The sequence below is a fragment of the Kribbella shirazensis genome (assembly GCF_011761605.1).
Classification (GTDB): domain Bacteria; phylum Actinomycetota; class Actinomycetes; order Propionibacteriales; family Kribbellaceae; genus Kribbella; species Kribbella shirazensis.
This window is the reverse complement of sequence record NZ_JAASRO010000001.1, coordinates 1,793,358-1,811,587: the sequence shown is the minus strand read 5'-3', so window position 1 is coordinate 1,811,587 and position 18,230 is coordinate 1,793,358. Positions and strand designations below refer to the sequence as shown.

The window sequence follows — 18,230 nt, the reverse complement described above, 5'->3', positions numbered from 1 at the left end:
CGCGCCGGTCGCGGGGAGCACCTCGTTCTTACTAAACCGGTTCACCCCTGGAGCCCTACCGTGACATCACTCAAGACCCTCGACCTCACCACCGGCGGCGGTGCCGCCTGGACCGTCCACGCGGTCGAGGGCCCGGCCCCCGACGGCCTGATCGGTCGCGCCGTGGCCGCGACCGTGCCCGGCGAGGTGCACACCGACCTGCTCGCGGCGGGCGAGATCCCCGACCCGTTCGACGGTGACAACGAGTCGAAGCTGCACTGGATCGGCCGCACCCGCTGGAGCTACCGGACGACGTTCAGCTGGGTTGCCGACGGCAACGACCGGCAGGAACTGGTGGCGGAAGGGCTCGACACGGTCGCGACGGTCACCCTGAACGGCCAGGAGCTCGGCCGGACCGCGAACCAGCACCGTTCGTACCGGTTCGACGTCACCGGCGTTCTGGTTGCCGGAGACAACGAACTGGTGGTCGAGTTCGAGGGCCCGGTGACGGCGGCCGAGGCGGAGCGGGCGAAGGCCGGCAGCTGGCCGCACACGAACCTGCACCCGTACAACGAGCTGCGCAAGATGGCCTCGAACTTCGGCTGGGACTGGGGGCCGGACGTCGCCACCGCCGGCATCTGGCGGTCGATCCGGATCGAGTCCTGGTCCGGCGTCCGGATCGACTCGGTCCGCCCGCTCGCGACCCTCGAGGGCGACCGCGGCGTACTGACCACGCATGTCGCGCTGGCCTGGGCCGACGACGCCGCCGCCGGTGACGCGACGATCGCCGTCGAGGTCGGCGGAACGCAGCAGTCGGCGACGGTCGCGCCGGGCACCGGCACCGTCGAGATCGTCAGCACGATCGAGGCGGTGGATGTCTGGTGGCCGCGCGGGTACGGCGAGCAGCCGCTGTACGACGTCACGGTGACTGTGAACGACGACGACTGGCACGGCCGGGTCGGCTTCCGGAACGTCACCGTCAACGTTGCCCCGGACAACGACGGTACGCCGTTCGTGATCTCGGTGAACGACAAGCCGATCTACGTCCGCGGCGCGAACTGGATCCCCGACGACGCGTTCGTCACCCGGCTGAACGCCCGGACGTACCGGACCAGCATCCAGGACGCCGTCGACGCCGGCATGAACCTGCTGCGCGTGTGGGGCGGCGGGATCTACGAGAGCGAGGAGTTCTACGACGTCTGCGACGAGCTGGGCGTCCTGGTCTGGCAGGACTTCCTGTTCGCGTGTGCGGCGTACTCCGAGGACGAGCGGCTCTGGAGCGAGGTGGAGGCCGAGGCCCGCGAGGCCGTCACGCGGCTGAGCAGGCACGCCAGCCTCGCGGTGTGGAACGGCAACAACGAGAACATCTGGGGGTACGTCGAGTGGGGCTGGCGGGTGCCCCTCGCCGGACGGCCGTGGGGCGCCGGGTACTACCTCGACCTGCTGCCCGGGATCGTCGCCGAGCTCGACCCGCGGACGCCGTACTCCGCCGGAAGCCCGTACTCGTTCGACCGGTTCATCCACCCGAACGACGACCGGCACGGGACGATGCACATCTGGGACGTCTGGAACCAGGTGGACTACACGACGTACCGCAAGTACAAGCCGCGGTTCGTGTCGGAGTTCGGGTTCCAGGGGCCGCCCGCGTGGTCCACGCTGACGTCGGTGGTGCACGACTCGCCGCTCGATCCGTACGGCGAGCAGATGCTCGTGCACCAGAAGGCGTTCGAGGGCAACCTCAAGCTCGAGCGCGGCCTCGGCGACCACCTGCCGAAGTGGAAGGACATCGACGACTGGCACTGGACCACGCAGCTGAACCAGGCGCGGGCGATCGCCTTCGGCATCGAGTACTTCCGCAGCCTGTTCCCGCTGAACACCGGTGCCGTGGTGTGGCAGCTGAACGACAACTGGCCGGTGGTCTCATGGGCGGCCGTCGACGGGCACGGGATCCGCAAGCCGTTGTGGTACGCGCTGAAGCGCGTGTACGCCGATCGGCTGCTCACCGTACAACCACGGGAGAACGCCCTGGTCGTTGCCGCGCACAACGACACGGACGAGGTGTGGACGACCGAGGTGACGGTCGCCCGGCGCTCGACCGGCACGGGTGGTGAGGTGCTGGCCCAGGAGACGTTCGCCATCGAGATCGCGGCGCGGGCGGCGGCCGTCAACGATCTGCCCGCGTCTGTCGCGGCGCCCACGGACGCAACGTCGGAGTACCTCGAGGTCCGGGCGGCCGACGGTACGACGGCGTACTGGTACTTCGTCGAGGACACCGAACTGCAGCTCGCGGACGACGCGTACACGGCCACGATCACGCCGGCCGACGACGGGTACGACGTCACGGTGACCGCGACGGCGCTGGCGAAGGACCTGGCCCTGTTCCCGGACCGTCTGGACGCGGCGGCGCGGGTCGACTCCTGTCTGATCACGCTGTCCGCCGGTTCCAGCCACACGTTCCGCGTGACGGGTGCTGCGGCTCCGGAGCAGGTCGGCGTACCCGTGCTGAGGTCTGCCAACGACCTAGTCTGAGGTGTGCCGCAGGCTGGACAGGTGAAGGTCCAGTAGACGGAGTTGCCGCTTGGGCGTGTAGGTGGTGGGGTCGAAGAGGGCCTGCACGACCAAGCCGTGGGTGAAGGCGGCCAGGGCGGTCGACAGGTCGCTCGGGTCGCCGGGCGGCAGGTCCCCTTCGGCTTGGGCCTTGATCACAAGTGGGCGAAGGCGGGTCCGCCAGCGGCGGTAGCGGGCCCGCTCCAGCTCGTGGAGCTCGGGATCGGCGAGGGCGACGTCCCAGGAGCTGACCCAGACGCGGCTGATCTCGGTGGCCTCCGGCGTCGTCGGCAGGACGGCGGCGAGCGCCGCGCGCAGGTCGGTCAGGTCCGGGATCAACGCGCGGGTGCGCTCCTCGGCGAGCTCCAGCGCGTGCCGCAGCAGCTCCTGCTTGGAGCCGAAGTAGTGCGTCACCAGGCCGGTCGACGCACCGAGATCGCCGGCGACCGAGCGCAGCGTGAGCGCTCCGAAGCCGCCCTCGGCCACAACCCGCCAGACGGCCGCGGAGACGTCGCGCCGCCTGGCCTCGTGATCGGTTTTCGCCGGCATGGGGTGATGGTACAGAACATTTGTTGTGTACAGTTGCGTAACGGTTGTTATGTAACTGGAGGAGGGGCGATGTTCGCAGTTCCGCTCGGTGACGGCGCCGAACTCAGGCCGCTGGAGCCGTGGCAGGCAGGTGAGTTCGCGGCGCACGTCGACAAGGCGCGGGAGAACATCGCGCCGTACATCCCGTGGGCCGATCTGGTGACCGACGAGGAGCGGGCGCGGAGTTTCCTGCAGCGGTACGCCGATCGCCAGGCGGCGGATCAGGGCCGGATCTACGGGATCTGGGTGGACGGTGAGCTCGTCGGCGGGCTGCTGTTCCGGGTGTTCGAGGCGGACTGGGGCGCCTGCGAGCTCGGCGTGTGGCTGTCGGCCGAGGCGGAGGGCCGTGGGCTGATCACGCGCGCCGGCCGCCTGCTCGTCGACTGGGCGGTCGGGACCCGCGGGCTCAACCGGGTCGAATGGCGGTGCGCGGTCGGGAACACACGCAGCGCGGCTGCGGCGCAGCGGCTCGACATGGTGCTCGAGGGCACGCTGCGGCAGGCGTTCCCGTACCGCGGGACGATCCACGACGTGCAGGTCTGGGCGATCACCAAGGACGACTGGGTACGCCGTTCCTGGGCCTAGTCGACGTTGACGGCGACGTACTTGACCTCGAGGTACTCGTCGATGCCGACGGAGCCGCCCTCGCGGCCGAGGCCGGACTGCTTGACGCCGCCGAACGGTGCCGCCGGGTTGGAGACGATGCCCTGGTTGAGGCCGATCATCCCGGCCTCGAGACGCTCGGACACCCGCAGCGCGCGACTCAGGTCCCTGGTGAACACGTAGGACACCAGACCGAACTCCGTGTCGTTGGCCATCCGTACCGCGTCGTCCTCGGTCTCGAACGGGGTCAGCGGCGCGACCGGCCCGAAGATCTCCTCCTTCTGCAGCCGGGCGGTCTCCGGTACGTCGGCGAGCACCGTCGGCCGGAAGAAATACCCGTTGCCGTCAGCAACCGATCCGCCGGTGAGTGTCCGCGCGCCCTGCGCGATCGCGTCGGCGACCAGCTCGGCCACCTTGTCCCGCTGCTTGCCGTCGATCAGCGGCCCGACGTCGACGCCGTCCTCGGTACCGCGGCCGACCTTCAGCGCGGACATCCGCTCGGTCAGCCGGGTCGCGAACTCGTCCATCACCGACGAGTGCACGTAGATCCGGTTGGCCGCCGTACAGGCCTCGCCGCCGTTGCGCATCTTGGCCAGCATCGTGCCGTCGACCGCCTTGTCCAGGTCGGCGTCGTCGAACACCAGCAGCGGTGCGTTCCCGCCGAGCTCCATGCTGGTCCGCAGGACCTGGTCGGAGGCCTGCTCGAGCAGCTTCCGGCCGACGGCGGTCGACCCGGTGAAGGACAGTTTGCGCGCGCGGCCGTCGCGGATCAGCGGCTCCATCACGCCGCCCGCGTCGTGCGTGGTGACGACGTTGAGCACACCCGCGGGCAGGCCGGCCTCGGTCATCAGTTCGGCCAGCTTGAGCATCGACAGCGGCGTCTGCGCGGCCGGCTTGATGACCATCGTGCAGCCCGCCGCGACCGCCGGGCCGATCTTGCGGGCGCCCATCGCGGCCGGGAAGTTCCAGGGTGTGATCAGCAGGCACGGGCCGACCGGCTGGCGCATCACCAGGAACCGGCTCGCTCCGTTCGGCGCGATCTGGTACCCGCCGTCGATCCGGACCGCCTCTTCGGCGAACCACCGGAAGAAGTCCGCGGCGTAGGCGATCTCGCCCTTCGACTCGGCGACCGGCTTGCCCATCTCGAGCGTCATCAGCAACGCGAGGTCGTCGGCCCGCTCGGTCATCAGTTCATACGTACGGCGGAGGATCTCGCCACGCTCCCGTGGCGGCGTGGCAGCCCACTCGGCCTGCGCCGCGACCGCTGCGTCGAGCGCCGCCGTACCGTCCGCCGGGCTCGCATCGGCCACGTCGCACAGCGTCGTACCGGTGGCGGGATCCTCGACGGCGAGGGTCTTGCCGCCCTCGGCCGCGACCCACTTGCCACCGACGAACAACTCGTTCGGACAAGCCTCGACGACTTCCCGCTCTCGTGACATGAGCCCTGCCTCTCGACTAGTCGGCGGTACCCAGGTTAGTCGGTGGCAATCACGGGGCCGGGCGGAAATATGGGGGCTGAGCACCCATGCCCCGGCATGGTGCCCGGTGGCAGCCTGAGCGCGTGCTCAACTCAGCGACCCGGATCGGCCAGCGTCAGACCTGGTGGTGCGCGGGCCTGCGTCCGCACGAGCTGAGCCACGCACTCTCCGAGTCGGCACCTGCCTGGGCGGAGTACGTGGAACGGAGCACTTCTCTCCCACCGAGCGCGCCTGCCGCCGGTCGAGACCCTGCAGGGACCGGTGTCACCGGCGGCCACACGTCAGGTGGGGCGGCCGGGACAGCGGATGGGTCCGGCACGGACTGGCGGCAGGCGCTCATGCGTTGCCTGGAGCCACTGCTGGACTCGGCCCGCCAGGACCTGGCGGCGGCCGGGCACAGCGGTGCGCTGGCCGAGGCGTTCCTGCACCGGCTGGGGCTCCGGCTGGTGAAGTTGGCCGCGCGGACCCTGGTCCTGGAGCTCGCCCGCGCCCGGGACCGCGGCGAGCTGGCAGGCGACACACCGGCCGCTCGCTTCCTGGACTTCACCCACCGGCTCGTCGGAGGGAGCGAGCTGGCGGAGTTCCTGGCCACCTACCCGGTGCTGGCCCGGGTCCTGGGCGAGTCGTGCCGACAGGGCGTCGAGGGGCACCTCGAGCTGCTGGTACGGCTCGCCGAGGACCGTGAGTCGCTCGTCAGCGGGCTGCTGGCCGGCCAGGACCCCGGCGCGCTGACGTCCATCGAGCCCGGTGGCGACCCGCACCGCGGCGGACGCTGTACCGCGATCCTCACGTTCGCGGACGGCCGGCGGGTCGTCTACAAACCCAGGCCGCTCGAGCTGCATGACCACTTCAACGCGTTCGTGGACTGGCTGAACGCCAAGACCGCACTGGGCATCCGCACAGTCCGTCTGCTCCCCCGCGACGGCTACGGCTGGCTGGAGTACGTCGTCCACGAGCCCTGTGCCGATCTGGCCGCGGTACGGCGGTTCTACCACCGGCAGGGCGCGCTGCTGGCGTTGCTGTACGTGCTCGACGGCACGGACATGCACTTCGAGAACCTGATCGCTGCCGGCGACCAGCCTGTGCTGGTCGATGTGGAGACGCTGTTCCACCCCAGTCATGTGCCGACGACCGCACTGGGCGAAGACCCGGCGCACCTGGCCTTGGTCCGGTCCGTGTACCGCACTGCGTTGCTGCCGTTGCTCGTGTCAGGTGAGTACGGCGTTGCGGATGTGTCAGGGCTGGGCGGCGACACCGACTCGGCCGCGTCGATGAGCGTGGTCGACTGGGCAGACGCCGGGCTGGATTCGATGCATCTGGTACGGCGTCCTGGACAGACGCACGGTGCCGCGAACCGGCCGATGCTGGACGGTCAGCTGATGGAGCCGCGCGACCACGAGATCGCTGTGCTAGCAGGGTTTCGGACCGCCTACCAGGCGATCGCGCGGCACCGTGACGAGTTCCTGGGCCCGGACGGGTTGCTGGCACAGTGCGCGTCCGACCAGATCCGTTTCGTGCCCCGCAGTACGCACCTCTACACGAGTCTGCTCGACGAGTCGACGCACCCGGACGCACTGCGCAACGCTGCCGGCCGGAGCCAGCTGCTCGACCTGTTGTGGGATGCGGACGAGTCGCTGCACTCGATCGTCCCGTTCGAGCTGGCTGACCTCTGGGCGGGCGACGTACCGCTGTTCACCGCCCGGCCGAGCAGCCGGGACGTGTGGGCGTCGGACGGCACGCGTGTCTCGAACGTCCTCGCCATGACCGGGCTGTCCGCGGTGGAAGCGAAGGTCCAGAACCTCGGAGACATCGACGAGCACCGCCAGACGTGGCTGATCTCCGCTTCGCTGGCAACCCGGCCGGAGCCGATCAGGCATGGCAGTACGGCCACCAGGAAGCACCTGGGCCCGGACGAACCGGACCCGGCCCGCTTGCTCGCGGCGGCGGCCGACATCGCGGACGAGCTCATGGCGCGGGCGCTCAACAGAAGCGACGGCGCCGCCAACTGGCTCGGTCTCGAACTGTTGGACGACCACCACTGGGCCGTACGTCCTATGGGCGCAGGTCTGTCCAACGGCTACACGGGTACGGCGCTCTTCCTCGCACAGGTCGGCGTACTGACCGGAGCGAACAAGTACTGCGAGCTCGCGCGCGACGCGATCCGTCCGGTCCCGCAACTGCTCGAAGCCCTCGCCGGGGATCTGGAGTCGGCACAACTGGTGGGACCGGGCTTCCACGGGCTCGGCGGAATCAGCTACGGCCTGCACCGGTTGGCCGGCCTGCTGGGCGACCCCGAACTCGACAGCTGGCTCACCGCTTCACTGGAGCTCAGCGAGCGGCTCGTATCCGACCCCAACGTGTTCCCGTCGTACGTCGAAGGCTCGGCGGGCGGACTGGCCGCGATGCAAGCGATCGCAGGCCGTCCACTCGCCGGTCGGCTGGCCGAGCGCTACGCCGACCACCTGGTGGCAACAGTGGAGGGCGGCCTCCGTGGCCGAGTAGCAGCGGACCACGGATTCGCCCGCGGCTACCAGGGGATCGCGTGGGCGCTCGGGCAGTACGGCGTACCTGGTGACAGGTACCTCGACGCTGCCCGAGCGGCCACCGATCTGGACCGCCGCAACGAGCCAGGCGGCAACGGGTGGTGCGCAGGTGATGCCGGGACGGCCCTGGCGCGTGCGGCGGCCGGAGTACCCGCGGACCTCAACGCCTACCTGAGAACCGCAACAGAACGTCCGGTGCTCGCAGACCTCAGTTTGTGTCATGGCGAGCTCGGCGCGGTGGAGTCACTGGTGTGGCTCTCCGCACGTGAGTACCCAGCCGCGGAGGCCGCGCGGCGCCGTCGTGCCGGGCTGGTACTCGCCGCACTGCAGCAGTACGGGCCGCTGTGCGGGACACCTCGCGCCGTACCGTCCCCAGGCCTTCTGACCGGCCTGGCCGGGATCGGCTACGGGTTGCTCCGGCTGGCGTTCCCGCAGCGGGTTCCGTCCGTGCTGCTGTTCGAACCGACCACCGGGTCGGCGTGTCCATCGAGGCGCCTGACCCCACAGTGACAGGGGAACAGCATGACCGCCCAGCACTACCTTTTCGAGTCCGTGACGCCGGCAGGGAAGCCGGAGTACGCCGACCCGCTCGGCCCGATCACCTTGCCGACCCGCGACCGTGTCGGCGCTCGGGCGATGGCCCTGGCCGGAACTGTCGGCCTGAGCTCGTTCGCTGCCGCAGCAGGGGCCGACCAGATCACCTGGCCGACCGCCCGCGCCGACTGAGCGACCGTTCGATGCTGCCGATGGTCGCTCTGAGTGGCGACTGCTGACTGTCGGCGGAGGTACCTGCAGTGACAGCCATACGTCTATACAGTTGGCAAACATGCAGACCCGTTCGCCCGTTGTGGTCGGCAGAGACGGGGAGATCGACGGTCTTCACCGTCTGCTGACCGGAGCACGCAGCGGGTACGGCGGTGCGATTTTCCTGGTCGGTGAACCGGGGATCGGCAAGAGCCGGCTCGCGGCAGCGGCCACCGCGCAGGCGATCGACAACGGAATGGTCACTCTGCGTGGCCGGGTCGGTGCGATCGGGACGACGGTCGCCTTCCGACCGTTCACCGAGGCACTGCTGTCCTTGATCCGGCGCGGCCAGATGCCCGCGCCGGAAGGCCTCGGGCCTTACCGCAAGGTGCTCGGCCGACTGGTACCGGATTGGGACGACGGCACGGCACACGACACAGCCGCGTCACCTGTCGTCCTGGGCGAGGCCGTACTGCGGCTGCTCGCACTGGCAGGCGCCGGCCGCGGCTGCCTGCTCGTCCTCGAGGACCTGCACGGCTCCGATCCGGAGACGCTGGCGGTGATCGAGTACCTGCTGGACAACCTGGACGAGCAGCCGATCGCCCTGGTCGCGACACTACGCTCCGAGACCTGTCAGGCGTACGAGCTGGCACGGCTGGCGGCCCAGCGTGGAGCAGGCGCACTGTTCCAGCTGCAGCCGTTGGGACGCACTGACGTGGCTGAGCTCGCTGCAGGCTGTCTGGAGATTCCAGTCAGTGGTGTGCCCGAGCAACTGGCAGACCAGCTGTGGAGAGACAGCGCCGGAATCCCTTTCATTGTTGAGGAACTGCTGCAAGAGGCGAACCGGACCGGGCAGCTCGTCACACAGCCGGGCGACAGCGTGCAGGTGGTCGACGATCTGCGGACGCACGTGCCGGCCGCCGTCGTCCACAGCATCAGCAGCCGTACGGCGCAGCTCGGGCCGCAGTCCCGGGACATCCTGGTCCTGGCTGCCGTGATCGGGCACCGGTTCCCGCTGAGCGTCGTACAGAAGGCCACCGGGACCGACGACCGTTTGCTGTTGGCAACGCTGCGGGCTGGTGTTGCCGCGCAGCTCGTCGGTCCGGACGAGCCCGTGCCCGACTGGTACGCCTTCCGGCATCCGCTCACGGCTGACGCGTTGCTGGCAGGCCTGACACCTACCGAACGCGCGGCACTGGCGCGGCGCTGTGCGGACGCGATCGAGGAGCTGCACCCCGGACTGCCCGGCGAGTGGTGCCCGATGGTGGCCGATCTCGCCGAGACCGGCGGCGAGACGATCCGCGCCGGGCGGCTGTTCGCCCTGGCCGGCCGGCGCTCGTTCGACGACGGCTCGACCGGCTCGGCCACCAACCTGCTCGAACGCGCGAACGCCATGCTGGCCGACGATCCCGACATCGGCTACCGCGCCGGAGTCCTCGGCTCGTTGCTGCTCGCCCTCAGCGCGACGGGCCGCTTCGAGGACATTGCCGTCCACGCCGCGGCCGTCGAGGAGATGGCCGGTCACAACCTGGACAGCCGCAAGGTCGCCGCGCTGCACGTCCAGCTGGCGAACGCCGAGATGATGGCCGGCCGCTGGTCCGCCGCGCTGGAGCACGTGGCGACCGCCCGCTCGCTGCTCGGCAGCGATCCGGCCGATGCCGACCTCGCGCCGGTCGACGTGGTCGCCGCGAACCTCGAACTCGCCCGGAACAGCCCCGGCCGCGTCCGGGCCGCCACCGAGCTCGCCACCCGCGCCGCCGCCGCGGCCGAGCGCGCGAAGCTTCCTGAGGTGACGTGCGAGGCCCTGCAACTGCTGGGCATCCTGGCGCGCGAGCACGACCTCGACCAGTCGATCGAGTACTTCCACCGGGCCCGGCAGGTCGCCGAGGACCACGGCATGACGTTCCTGCGGGTCTGCTCGCACATCTTCCAGGCCGTCACGATCTATTTGGCGGACGGCAGCATCCTCGAGCTCGAGCGGGCCCGGCAGCAGGCGCTCCGGATCGGCGCGATCCCGTTGATGTACGAGGTCGACGGCATCCTCGGCCAGCATGCGATCCTGCGGTCCGAGTACGCGCGGGCCGCCGAGATCATCGACGAGTGCCTCGCGGTCACGCGGCGGCTACGGCTCGGCCGGTCCGCGACGTACTTCCTGGCCACCAAGGCGATCCTGGAGGCTCACCAGGGCCGCCGGGCCGCGATGGAGTCGGCGCTGGACGAGGTGGCGAACTGGGGTGGCGAGCGGGCCACGTACGAGCTGCCATACTCCTACGGGCTCGCCAGGACGTTCTGCGCGTTGCTGGAGGAGAACCGCGAGCTGGCCGAGGCCGAGATGGCACAGGCGCTCGCGTACGACGCCAAGAACCCGACCACTCTCCACACCTCCGGCAAGAACGGGCTGAGCCTGTTGCTCGGCGTACTCTCCGGACAGAGCGGCTGGGCGCAGTTCCAGGTCGTGACCGCAACGGCTGCCAGTGGCATGCGGTGGAACAGGCAGTTCGTCCAGCTCGCGCACGCCGTACTGCTGGGACGGGACGGACAGGTGGAAGCTGCCAACGCCCAGGTGGCCGAGGCGATGGATACCGCGTCGCTGTACCCGCTGGCGCGGCACCTCGGTCTGCGACTCGTGGCTGAGCCGGCCCACGCGGACGGGTGGGGTGAGCCGGTGGCGTGGTTGCGGCAGGCGGAGGACTACTTCCACAACGCCGGCATCCCGGCTGTAGCGAGTGCGTGCCGCAGTCTGATGCGCCAGCTCGGGGCGACGGTGTGGCAGCGGCGGAGCGGTACGGAACAGGTTCCGGCGTACCTGCGACAGATGGGCGTCACCACTCGGGAGTACGAGGTCTGCCGGTTGCTGGTGGACCGGATCGGGAACAAGTCGATCGCGTCCCGGCTGCACATCTCGCCACGGACCGTCGAGAAGCACGTGGCCAGTCTGATGACGAAGACCCAGCAGCCGGACCGGGAAGCTCTGAGCAGTTTCGCCCGCACGGTACTTCAGGACTAGCCGGCACTTCAGGACGAGCCAGGACTTCAGGACTGGCCAGGGCCGATTCCGGGCAGGGTGCGTGTGCTGGGGCGTCCGGTGCCGGACATGGGTGATAGTGGGCGACTCACGCAACGATATCCGCCGATCGGCGCGCGGAATGGACAGTATTTAGGAACGCTCGCTATCTATACTGTGCGAGTGGCAGGCAAGGGATCGGACATGGGCAAGGGAACGGTCGGCGGCGGCGGCACGACGATGCTGCGGCGGATCAACGTCGCCTCGGTCCTCGACGCGGTCCGCCGATCCGCGCCCGCGCCGCTACGCGTCGCCGAACTGGTGGAGCGGACCGGGCTGGCCCGGCCGACGGTCGCGCAGGCCGTCGACGAGCTGCTCGACGCCGGCTGGCTGCAGCAGCACGGCCCCGACTCCGCGGACCGCTCGCTCGGCCGCCCGGCCATCCGCGTGTCGCTCCGCGGCCGCGCCGCGCCGGTGCTCGGGCTGGACGTCGGCCCGCACCGCGTGACCGTCGGCGTCTCCGACCTGGCCGGCCGCAAGCTGTCCCTGGTACGGCGTTCCGGTCCGGGCTGGACCGCACAGGAGCTGCTCGGCGTCATCGCCGAGGTGATCACCGAGGCGCTCGCGGAGGCCGAGGTACCCGCCGACGACGTCGCCGCCGTGGTCGCGGCGAGCCCCGGCATCGTCGACGAACACACCGGCCGCGTCCAACTGGTGCCGAGTGTGCCGGGCTGGCCGGCGATCGACCTGATCAAGCACGTTCGCGGCCTGCTCGACTGCCCGGTCATGCTGGACAACGACGCCAATCTGGCCGCGCTGGCGATTGCCGCGGCGCGCGGCGGTACCGGCACGCTGCTGGCGATCCAGTGGGGTGAGCGGCTCGGTGCGGGCATCGTCATCGACGGCCGGCTGCACCGCGGGACCGGAGCGGCCGGTGAGATCGGCTTCATCGCCACCGACACCGACGACGTCATCAATCCCGAGGACAGCCGCGGACCGTTGGAGCGTGCGGTCGGCTCGGAGGCGATCGCCGCGCTGGGTCGTCAGGCGGCGCTGGACAATCCGCAGTCGCGGCTGGCCGAGCTGGGCGGAGAGCAGTTGGACACCGCGGACGTGTTCGCCGCTGCCGCGGAGCGGGACCCGGTCGCGCAGGCCGTCGTACAGCAGGTCGCCCGGACGTTTGCGCGTGCATTGGCTCCGTCGGTTCTCGTACTCGACCCGACGGCTGTGGTGATCGGCGGCGGTGTCGCACGCGCGGGTGCTGTGCTGCTGGACGCTATCTCGGACCAGTTGCGGCTGTTGACGCTCAACCACCCGAAGCTGGAGCTGTCCGCGCTGGCCGAGGATGCTGTGGTCACGGGTGCGATGCGCATGGCCCTGGACGAGGTGTGGCAGCGGAAGCTTCCTACACCGGCCATGACCAGCACTACCTAGTCGGGCCTTTCACCAGTTTCGCGCCGGTTGCTCCGCACCAGCAGGTGTAGGTGAGCTCGTAGAGCACCTGTCCCGCCAGGTCGACCCGGCGATCCAGCCCGGTCACCATGCTCATCGGCAGCAGCATGCGCCGGTCACAGGCCGAGCAGGTGATGACGATCATCGCCTGCCCCAGCCGTAGGCGCGCGCGACGTACAGCCGGTGGATCCGGCGCCAGTGCGTCCGGACATCATCGAGAAACCACCGCCAGCACAGACTGCGGCTCACCTGAATGCGATCACCCATTGTCACATCCACTACAGAAAACTACTGCCACGACTGTTTCAGTACCGTAAGCGTAAGCCCCTCAGAGCACTGAGCGGAAGATCAGCAGGACTGTTTTCCTGGGACTCACTCGCCTGCTTGGCGGACTGCGGCTGCTATGGCGTCGGGGCGGTCTAGGTGGACCAGGTGGGCGGCGTCGGGGAGGACTTCTACTGTTGCGCCCAGGGCGGCGGCGAGGTGTTGTTGGCCGGTTAGCCAGCGGTTGGCGGTGAAGCGGGAGGTGCCGCCGGTTGCCACGAGCAGGGTTGTCGGAGCGACCGCCCCGACCGGGCCGGCGATCAGCTTGCCTACCTCCGCGGCCAGCTCCCAGCTGCTCGCCAGCTCGTCCCAGAACAGCAGCCACGACCCGTCCCCGCCGTACCGCGCCTTGGCGGTTGCCTTCGACAACAGGTCGCGATTCGACGTACTGCCGAGCCGGACGATCAGCCGCCGCACTGTGGGCCCGAGCACCTGCGGTACGCCGATCCGCCCCAAGAGCTGCGCTACCGACCGGATCACCCGGTCACCACGCCGCCCCGGGTAGAACGCAGGTACCCCGGTCTCCGAGGTGAGACTGCTGTCGACCAGTACCAACCGGGTGACCTCGAGCGGCCGCGTCAGCGCCCAGCGCAGTGCAGCCAACCCTCCGATCGAGTGGCCGATCAGTCCGAGCTCCACATCAGGTGCCACACCGGCGGCGGCGCGCAACGCGTCCACGTCCGACGTGATCGACGTACGCCATGGATCGATGACCCGGACGTCGAGCTCCGGCAGCAACTCGACAACCCGTCCGAACTCCTCAGGAGTCTCGGCCAGGCCGGGCACCACGATCCAGGTTGTTGTCATCGAGAGAAAGCCTGCCTCAGACCGGGTAGCAATGTCCCCAGCATTACGCAGACGAGCAGCACCGACACCCGCTGCAGGATGCCCGGCGCATGCAGCTCGTTGCCGGTGAGGACATCGACACCGGTCTGCAGGCCCAGCCAGGTCTGCGTCACCGCAACAGCTCCAGCCAGTACTGCGACCGCTCTGCCCCACAGACCACCCCAGCCGTACTTCCGCAGTACGAGGACCGCGAAGACACCCATCGCGATGCTGCCAATACCTGCGAGCGTCGACGTGACCTCATGTAGCACCAGCGGTGCGCCCTCTTGTCCGTTCGCCTCAGCTGCGCGGCACGCCGCACTGGCCGACGGCGCGCAGTCCATCGGTGAGAACGAGTCGAACAACGTGCCCAGCCCGAAGGTCGCAGTACTGATCAGCAGACCTCTCAGCTCCCATCGCCCCCGGACGGCCGGACGAGCAAGCAGTACGGCGATCAGAAGCAGGACGCCCGTGGCCAGGTCCATCCCCCGCGCGTACAGGCTCGTGGACTGGTCCCGTGCGCCCAGCTCACTCAGGAACGAGGTGTGGACGTCCAGCGGGAACCCTGCCGCTACCTCCAGCAGCAGGCTGCAGTAGAGCACACCGGCGGCAAGCATGAGGCTGCGGATCAGGCGGTAGGGCACGACGTCCATGCAGCTAACCGTCGCATGCCAACCAAAGTTTTGACTGTGGTGTCAGCGGTACCGTCGGGGTAGTGCTAGGTCGACCGAAGTCGCTGCCGGGTAGTGGGATGATCGCTTGGTGCGGTCGGAAGAAGTAGCAGTGATCCCGGAGTGGCAGCACCGGGCCGCGGTCTGGGTGGGCCGCGTCGTCGTGCTCGCCTCGGTGTGGTCCTTCGTCGCCATCCCGCTGCACCTGGTCGCCCCGAAGCTGGTCAAGAACGTGGACTTCGCGTTCGACTTCATCGGCATCCCGGCCGGGCACACGATCTTCTCCGCCGTCTACCTCGCGGTCGTCGGCAGCGCGTTGCTGCGCGGCAAACGCGCCGCGCTGCTGTGGGTGCTGTGGGTTTTCGAGGCACTCTGGTTCCTCGCGCAGGTGGCCGGCATCGCGTTCACGAGCGTGCGGCTGGCCAATCCCACGGACGCGGACCTGCTCCGCGACTTCGGCCCGGCCAGCGTTCAGGATCTGGAATGGGGCATCGTCCAGGCCGTCGTGGTCGCCGCGATCGTCGTCCTGCTGTGGAAGATCCGCGGCGCCTTCCCGGCCCGGCTCGCGCCCGGTAGCCGGCGGCTCGCGATCGGCGCGCTGGTGTTCGGCATGCTGATCTCGATCGCGGTCAGCGTCACCCTCACCCAGCTCTTCCCCCGGACGCTCACCGGGCAGCGGCAGAAGATCGGCTGGGCCGTGGTCGCCGCGCTCGGCCAGTCCCGCAGCAAGATGGGCGGTCACGAGGGCCACGGCTGGATCGGCCTCACCGTCGGCGCGATCTCAGCGGCCTCGCTGGTGATCGCGTTCTGGATCTTCCTCCGCTCCGTCCAGCGCGTGCGGTACCTGACGCAGCCCGAGGAGCTCGAGGTACGGCGCCTGCTCCTGCTGCACGGCGAGCGCGACTCGCTCGGGTACTTCGCCACGCGCCGGGACAAGGCGGTGGTGTTCGCCCCGGGCAACGACGCCGCGATCGCCTACCGGGTGGTGAACGGGGTCAGCCTGGCCAGTGGCGACCCGCTCGGCGATCCGGCGGCGTGGCCGGCGGCGATCGAGCGCTGGCTGACCGAGGCCCGCAGGTACGGCTGGTCGCCGGCCGTGCTGTCGGCGAGCGAGGAGGCAGCACAGGCGTACGTCGACGCGGGACTGCGCGCGTTGTCGATGGGCGACGAGGCGATCATCGACGTCGCGGACTTCACGCTCGAAGGCCGGACGATGCGGCCGGTGCGCCAGGCGGTGACCCGGGTCCAGCGGGCCGGGTACCACGCACAGGTGGTCCGGCACGGGGACCTGTCGCCGGAGGCGTTGGCGGAGTACGTGCGACTGGCCGAGAAGTGGCGGGGCGCGCGGACCGAGCGCGGGTTCTCGATGGCGCTCGGGCGGCTCGGCGATCCGGCCGACGCGCGGTGCGTGATGGTGATCGCGCGGGACGCCGACGGCGTCGTCCGCGGGCTGCTGTCGTTCGCTCCGTGGGGTGTCCGGGGTGTGTCGCTGGACCTGATGCGGCGCGATCCCGAGTCCGTGAACGGATTGATGGAGTTCATGGTGACGTCGCTGATCGACGCGTGCGGCGATCTCGGCGTGCACCGGATCTCACTGAACTTCGCGATGTTCCGGGAGATCTTCAGCGACGCCGAACGAGTCGGCGCCGGTCCGGTACTGCGACTCACGAACGCGTTGCTGACCGCCGCGTCCCGTTTCTGGCAGCTGGAGAGCCTGTACCAGTCGAACGAGAAGTACCTGCCGCGCTGGTCGCCACGGCTGATCTGCTACTCGCGGGGCGCATCGCTCGCGCAGGTGCTCCTGGCGGCCGGTACGGCGGAAGGCTTCCTGCCCGCGCCGCGGCCGTGGACCCGCGTCGACAGTGTCGAGACAGCGGAGCGGCACGCGATCATGGCCGCGGACGGTCGCGCGTTCGCAACCGCCGTACGCGAACAGGAGGACGAGCTGCTGCGACCGGCCCTGCCGGCACGGAAGCTCACCGAGCAGGAACAGATCCGGCGTACAAAGCTGACCGAACTCGTTGCTGTGGGCATCGATCCGTATCCGGTCAGCGTGCCGCGGACGGAGACCCTGGAGCGGGTCCGGGAGCTGTACCCGAACCTCCCGCCGGACCACCACACCGGCCACACCGTGTCCGTGACCGGCCGGGTGATGCGGATGCGCGACCACGGCGGGCTCGCGTTCGCGCAGTTGCAGGACGAGTTGACGCAACTGCAGGTGATGCTCATGGCCGCGTCGTGCGGCGACGTACCGCTGGAGCAGTGGCGGCGACTCGTCGACATCGGCGACCACGTCAGCGTGACCGGAGAGATCGTCACGAGCCGCCGCGGGGAGCTGTCGATCGCGGCGACAACGTGGACGATGGCCGCGAAGTGCCTGCACCCGTTACCGGACAAGCGGAAGGGGTTCACCGACCCCGAGGCGCGGGTCCGGCAGCGGCACCTCGACCTGGTGATGAACCCGGACTCGCTGCGGATGATGCAGCAACGCAGTGCTGCCGTACGGGCCCTGCGCAACGGCTTCGAGACGCGTGGGTTCATCGAGGTGGAGACGCCGATGCTGCAGGCGGTGCACGGCGGCGCGAACGCGCGGCCGTTCGCTACGCACATCAACGCCTACGACACCGAGCTGTTCCTGCGGATCGCGCCGGAGCTGTTCCTCAAGCGGCTGAGCGTCGGCGGAATGGGCAAGGTCTTCGAGCTGAACCGGAACTTCCGCAACGAGGGCGCCGACGCGACCCACAACCCGGAGTTCACGTCGGTCGAGGCCTACCAGCCGTACGCCGACTACCACGTGATGCGTGAGCTCACCCGCGAACTGCTGATCGAGGCCGCCACCGCGGTGTACGGCAAGCCCGTCGTACGGCGCGACGGTGAGGAGCTCGACATCTCGGGCGACTGGTCCGTGGTCACCGTGCACGACGCGGTCGGCCGCGCCGCCGGTACCGCGATCACGCCGGACACGCCCGCGGAACGGCTGCGCGAACTGTGCGCCGAGCACGGCGTCCACACGACCTTCGAGATGTCCGCGGGCGAGCTGGTGCTGGAGCTGTACGACGAACTGGTCGAGCCGAACACCACGCTGCCGACGTTCTACACCGACTTCCCGCTCGAGACGTCGCCGCTGACCCGCACCCACCGCTCCGAACCACGGCTCGCCGAACGCTGGGACCTGGTCGCGTTCGGTGCCGAGATCGGTACGGCGTACTCCGAACTGGTGGACCCGGTCGAGCAACGCCGCCGCCTCACCGAACAGTCGCTGAAGGCCGCGGCCGGCGACCCCGAGGCGATGTCGCTGGACGAGGACTTCCTGTCGGCGCTCGAGTACGCGATGCCCCCGACGGGCGGTCTGGGCATCGGCGTGGACCGGGTGATGATGATGCTGACCGGACAGAACATCCGCAGCACCCTCGCTTTTCCGTTCGTACGTCCCGCTCTGCGGTCCTGACAGGTACCCTTGCTCCGCAATGGG

The 18,230-nt window shown here is 69.6% G+C and carries 13 protein-coding genes; 7 read left to right on the top strand and 6 right to left on the bottom strand.

The window, feature by feature from the left end; translation table 11 throughout:
- The first annotated feature begins 60 nt into the window (after positions 1 to 60).
- On the top strand, positions 61 to 2,508 hold the full coding sequence (locus tag BJY22_RS08960; RefSeq protein WP_167205196.1) for a glycoside hydrolase family 2 protein: 2,448 nt from the start codon (positions 61 to 63) through the stop codon (positions 2,506 to 2,508).
- On the opposite strand, the gene BJY22_RS08955 is transcribed toward BJY22_RS08960, so the two are convergent.
- The gene (locus BJY22_RS08955) at positions 2,500 to 3,075 is read right to left on the bottom strand and encodes a TetR/AcrR family transcriptional regulator (RefSeq protein ID WP_167205194.1); all 576 of its coding nucleotides are present in this window, start codon (positions 3,073 to 3,075) and stop codon (positions 2,500 to 2,502) included. The genes BJY22_RS08960 and BJY22_RS08955 overlap by 9 nt on opposite strands.
- Before the next feature lie 69 nt (positions 3,076 to 3,144).
- On the opposite strand from BJY22_RS08955, the gene BJY22_RS08950 reads away from it, so the two are divergent.
- The gene (locus tag BJY22_RS08950; protein WP_167205192.1) at positions 3,145 to 3,699 is read left to right on the top strand and encodes a GNAT family N-acetyltransferase; all 555 of its coding nucleotides are present in this window, start codon (positions 3,145 to 3,147) and stop codon (positions 3,697 to 3,699) included.
- On the opposite strand, the gene BJY22_RS08945 is transcribed toward BJY22_RS08950, so the two are convergent.
- Complete coding sequence (locus BJY22_RS08945; RefSeq protein WP_167205190.1) at positions 3,696 to 5,156, bottom strand: NAD-dependent succinate-semialdehyde dehydrogenase; 1,461 nt, start codon at positions 5,154 to 5,156, stop codon at positions 3,696 to 3,698. The genes BJY22_RS08950 and BJY22_RS08945 overlap by 4 nt on opposite strands.
- Before the next feature lie 122 nt (positions 5,157 to 5,278).
- Between BJY22_RS08945 and BJY22_RS08940 the strand changes: the two genes are divergently transcribed.
- The 4 genes from BJY22_RS08940 to BJY22_RS08925 all read left to right on the top strand — a co-directional run bounded on the left by BJY22_RS08940 (position 5,279) and on the right by BJY22_RS08925 (position 12,920).
- Positions 5,279 to 8,248 carry a type 2 lanthipeptide synthetase LanM family protein gene (locus BJY22_RS08940; protein WP_337758401.1) on the top strand — a complete coding sequence of 990 codons (2,970 nt, stop codon included), beginning with the start codon at positions 5,279 to 5,281 and terminating at the stop codon, positions 8,246 to 8,248.
- Positions 8,249 to 8,260: 12 nt separating this feature from the next.
- Entirely contained in the window at positions 8,261 to 8,464 is a 204-nt protein-coding gene (locus BJY22_RS08935; protein WP_167205186.1) for a hypothetical protein, read from the top strand.
- 100 nt (positions 8,465 to 8,564) lie between these two features.
- Positions 8,565 to 11,489: an ATP-binding protein gene (locus BJY22_RS08930; RefSeq protein WP_167205184.1), complete on the top strand. Its 2,925-nt coding sequence runs from the start codon at positions 8,565 to 8,567 to the stop codon at positions 11,487 to 11,489.
- Positions 11,490 to 11,669: 180 nt separating this feature from the next.
- Positions 11,670 to 12,920, top strand: coding sequence for an ROK family protein (locus tag BJY22_RS08925; RefSeq protein ID WP_167205182.1), 1,251 nt, complete (start codon positions 11,670 to 11,672; stop codon positions 12,918 to 12,920).
- Here BJY22_RS08925 and BJY22_RS42350 read toward each other — a convergent pair.
- From BJY22_RS42350 to BJY22_RS08915, 4 genes are all read right to left on the bottom strand, one after another.
- Positions 12,913 to 13,035 (bottom strand): hypothetical protein, encoded by a 123-nt coding sequence (locus tag BJY22_RS42350; protein WP_272954815.1) that lies wholly within the window; start codon positions 13,033 to 13,035, stop codon positions 12,913 to 12,915. The two genes, BJY22_RS08925 and BJY22_RS42350, sit on opposite strands and share 8 nt — an antisense overlap.
- Before the next feature lie 44 nt (positions 13,036 to 13,079).
- A complete protein-coding gene (locus BJY22_RS42345; protein WP_272954814.1) occupies positions 13,080 to 13,205 on the bottom strand; it encodes a hypothetical protein in 126 nt (41 codons plus the stop codon).
- A 105-nt stretch (positions 13,206 to 13,310) separates the two neighbouring features.
- A complete protein-coding gene (locus tag BJY22_RS08920; protein ID WP_167205180.1) occupies positions 13,311 to 14,069 on the bottom strand; it encodes an alpha/beta fold hydrolase in 759 nt (252 codons plus the stop codon).
- Positions 14,066 to 14,740: a DUF998 domain-containing protein gene (locus BJY22_RS08915; protein WP_167205178.1), complete on the bottom strand. Its 675-nt coding sequence runs from the start codon at positions 14,738 to 14,740 to the stop codon at positions 14,066 to 14,068. The genes BJY22_RS08920 and BJY22_RS08915 overlap by 4 nt, the downstream gene beginning before the upstream one ends.
- Positions 14,741 to 14,849: 109 nt before the next feature.
- Here BJY22_RS08915 and lysX point away from each other — a divergent pair, with 109 nt between their 5' ends.
- Positions 14,850 to 18,206, top strand: coding sequence for a bifunctional lysylphosphatidylglycerol synthetase/lysine--tRNA ligase LysX (lysX, locus tag BJY22_RS08910; protein WP_167205176.1), 3,357 nt, complete (start codon positions 14,850 to 14,852; stop codon positions 18,204 to 18,206).
- The last annotated feature ends 24 nt before the right edge of the window (positions 18,207 to 18,230 follow it).

Coding starts and splice junctions, on each gene's coding strand:
- BJY22_RS08955 (WP_167205194.1), bottom strand. CDS start 3,075: ATGCCGGCGAAAACCGATCACGAGGCCAGGCGGCGCGACGTCTCCGCG.
- BJY22_RS08950 (WP_167205192.1), top strand. CDS start 3,145: ATGTTCGCAGTTCCGCTCGGTGACGGCGCCGAACTCAGGCCGCTGGAG.
- BJY22_RS08945 (WP_167205190.1), bottom strand. CDS start 5,156: ATGTCACGAGAGCGGGAAGTCGTCGAGGCTTGTCCGAACGAGTTGTTC.
- BJY22_RS08935 (WP_167205186.1), top strand. CDS start 8,261: ATGACCGCCCAGCACTACCTTTTCGAGTCCGTGACGCCGGCAGGGAAG.
- BJY22_RS08930 (WP_167205184.1), top strand. CDS start 8,565: ATGCAGACCCGTTCGCCCGTTGTGGTCGGCAGAGACGGGGAGATCGAC.
- BJY22_RS42350 (WP_272954815.1), bottom strand. CDS start 13,035: ATGAGCATGGTGACCGGGCTGGATCGCCGGGTCGACCTGGCGGGACAG.
- BJY22_RS42345 (WP_272954814.1), bottom strand. CDS start 13,205: ATGGGTGATCGCATTCAGGTGAGCCGCAGTCTGTGCTGGCGGTGGTTT.
- BJY22_RS08920 (WP_167205180.1), bottom strand. CDS start 14,069: ATGACAACAACCTGGATCGTGGTGCCCGGCCTGGCCGAGACTCCTGAG.
- BJY22_RS08915 (WP_167205178.1), bottom strand. CDS start 14,740: ATGGACGTCGTGCCCTACCGCCTGATCCGCAGCCTCATGCTTGCCGCC.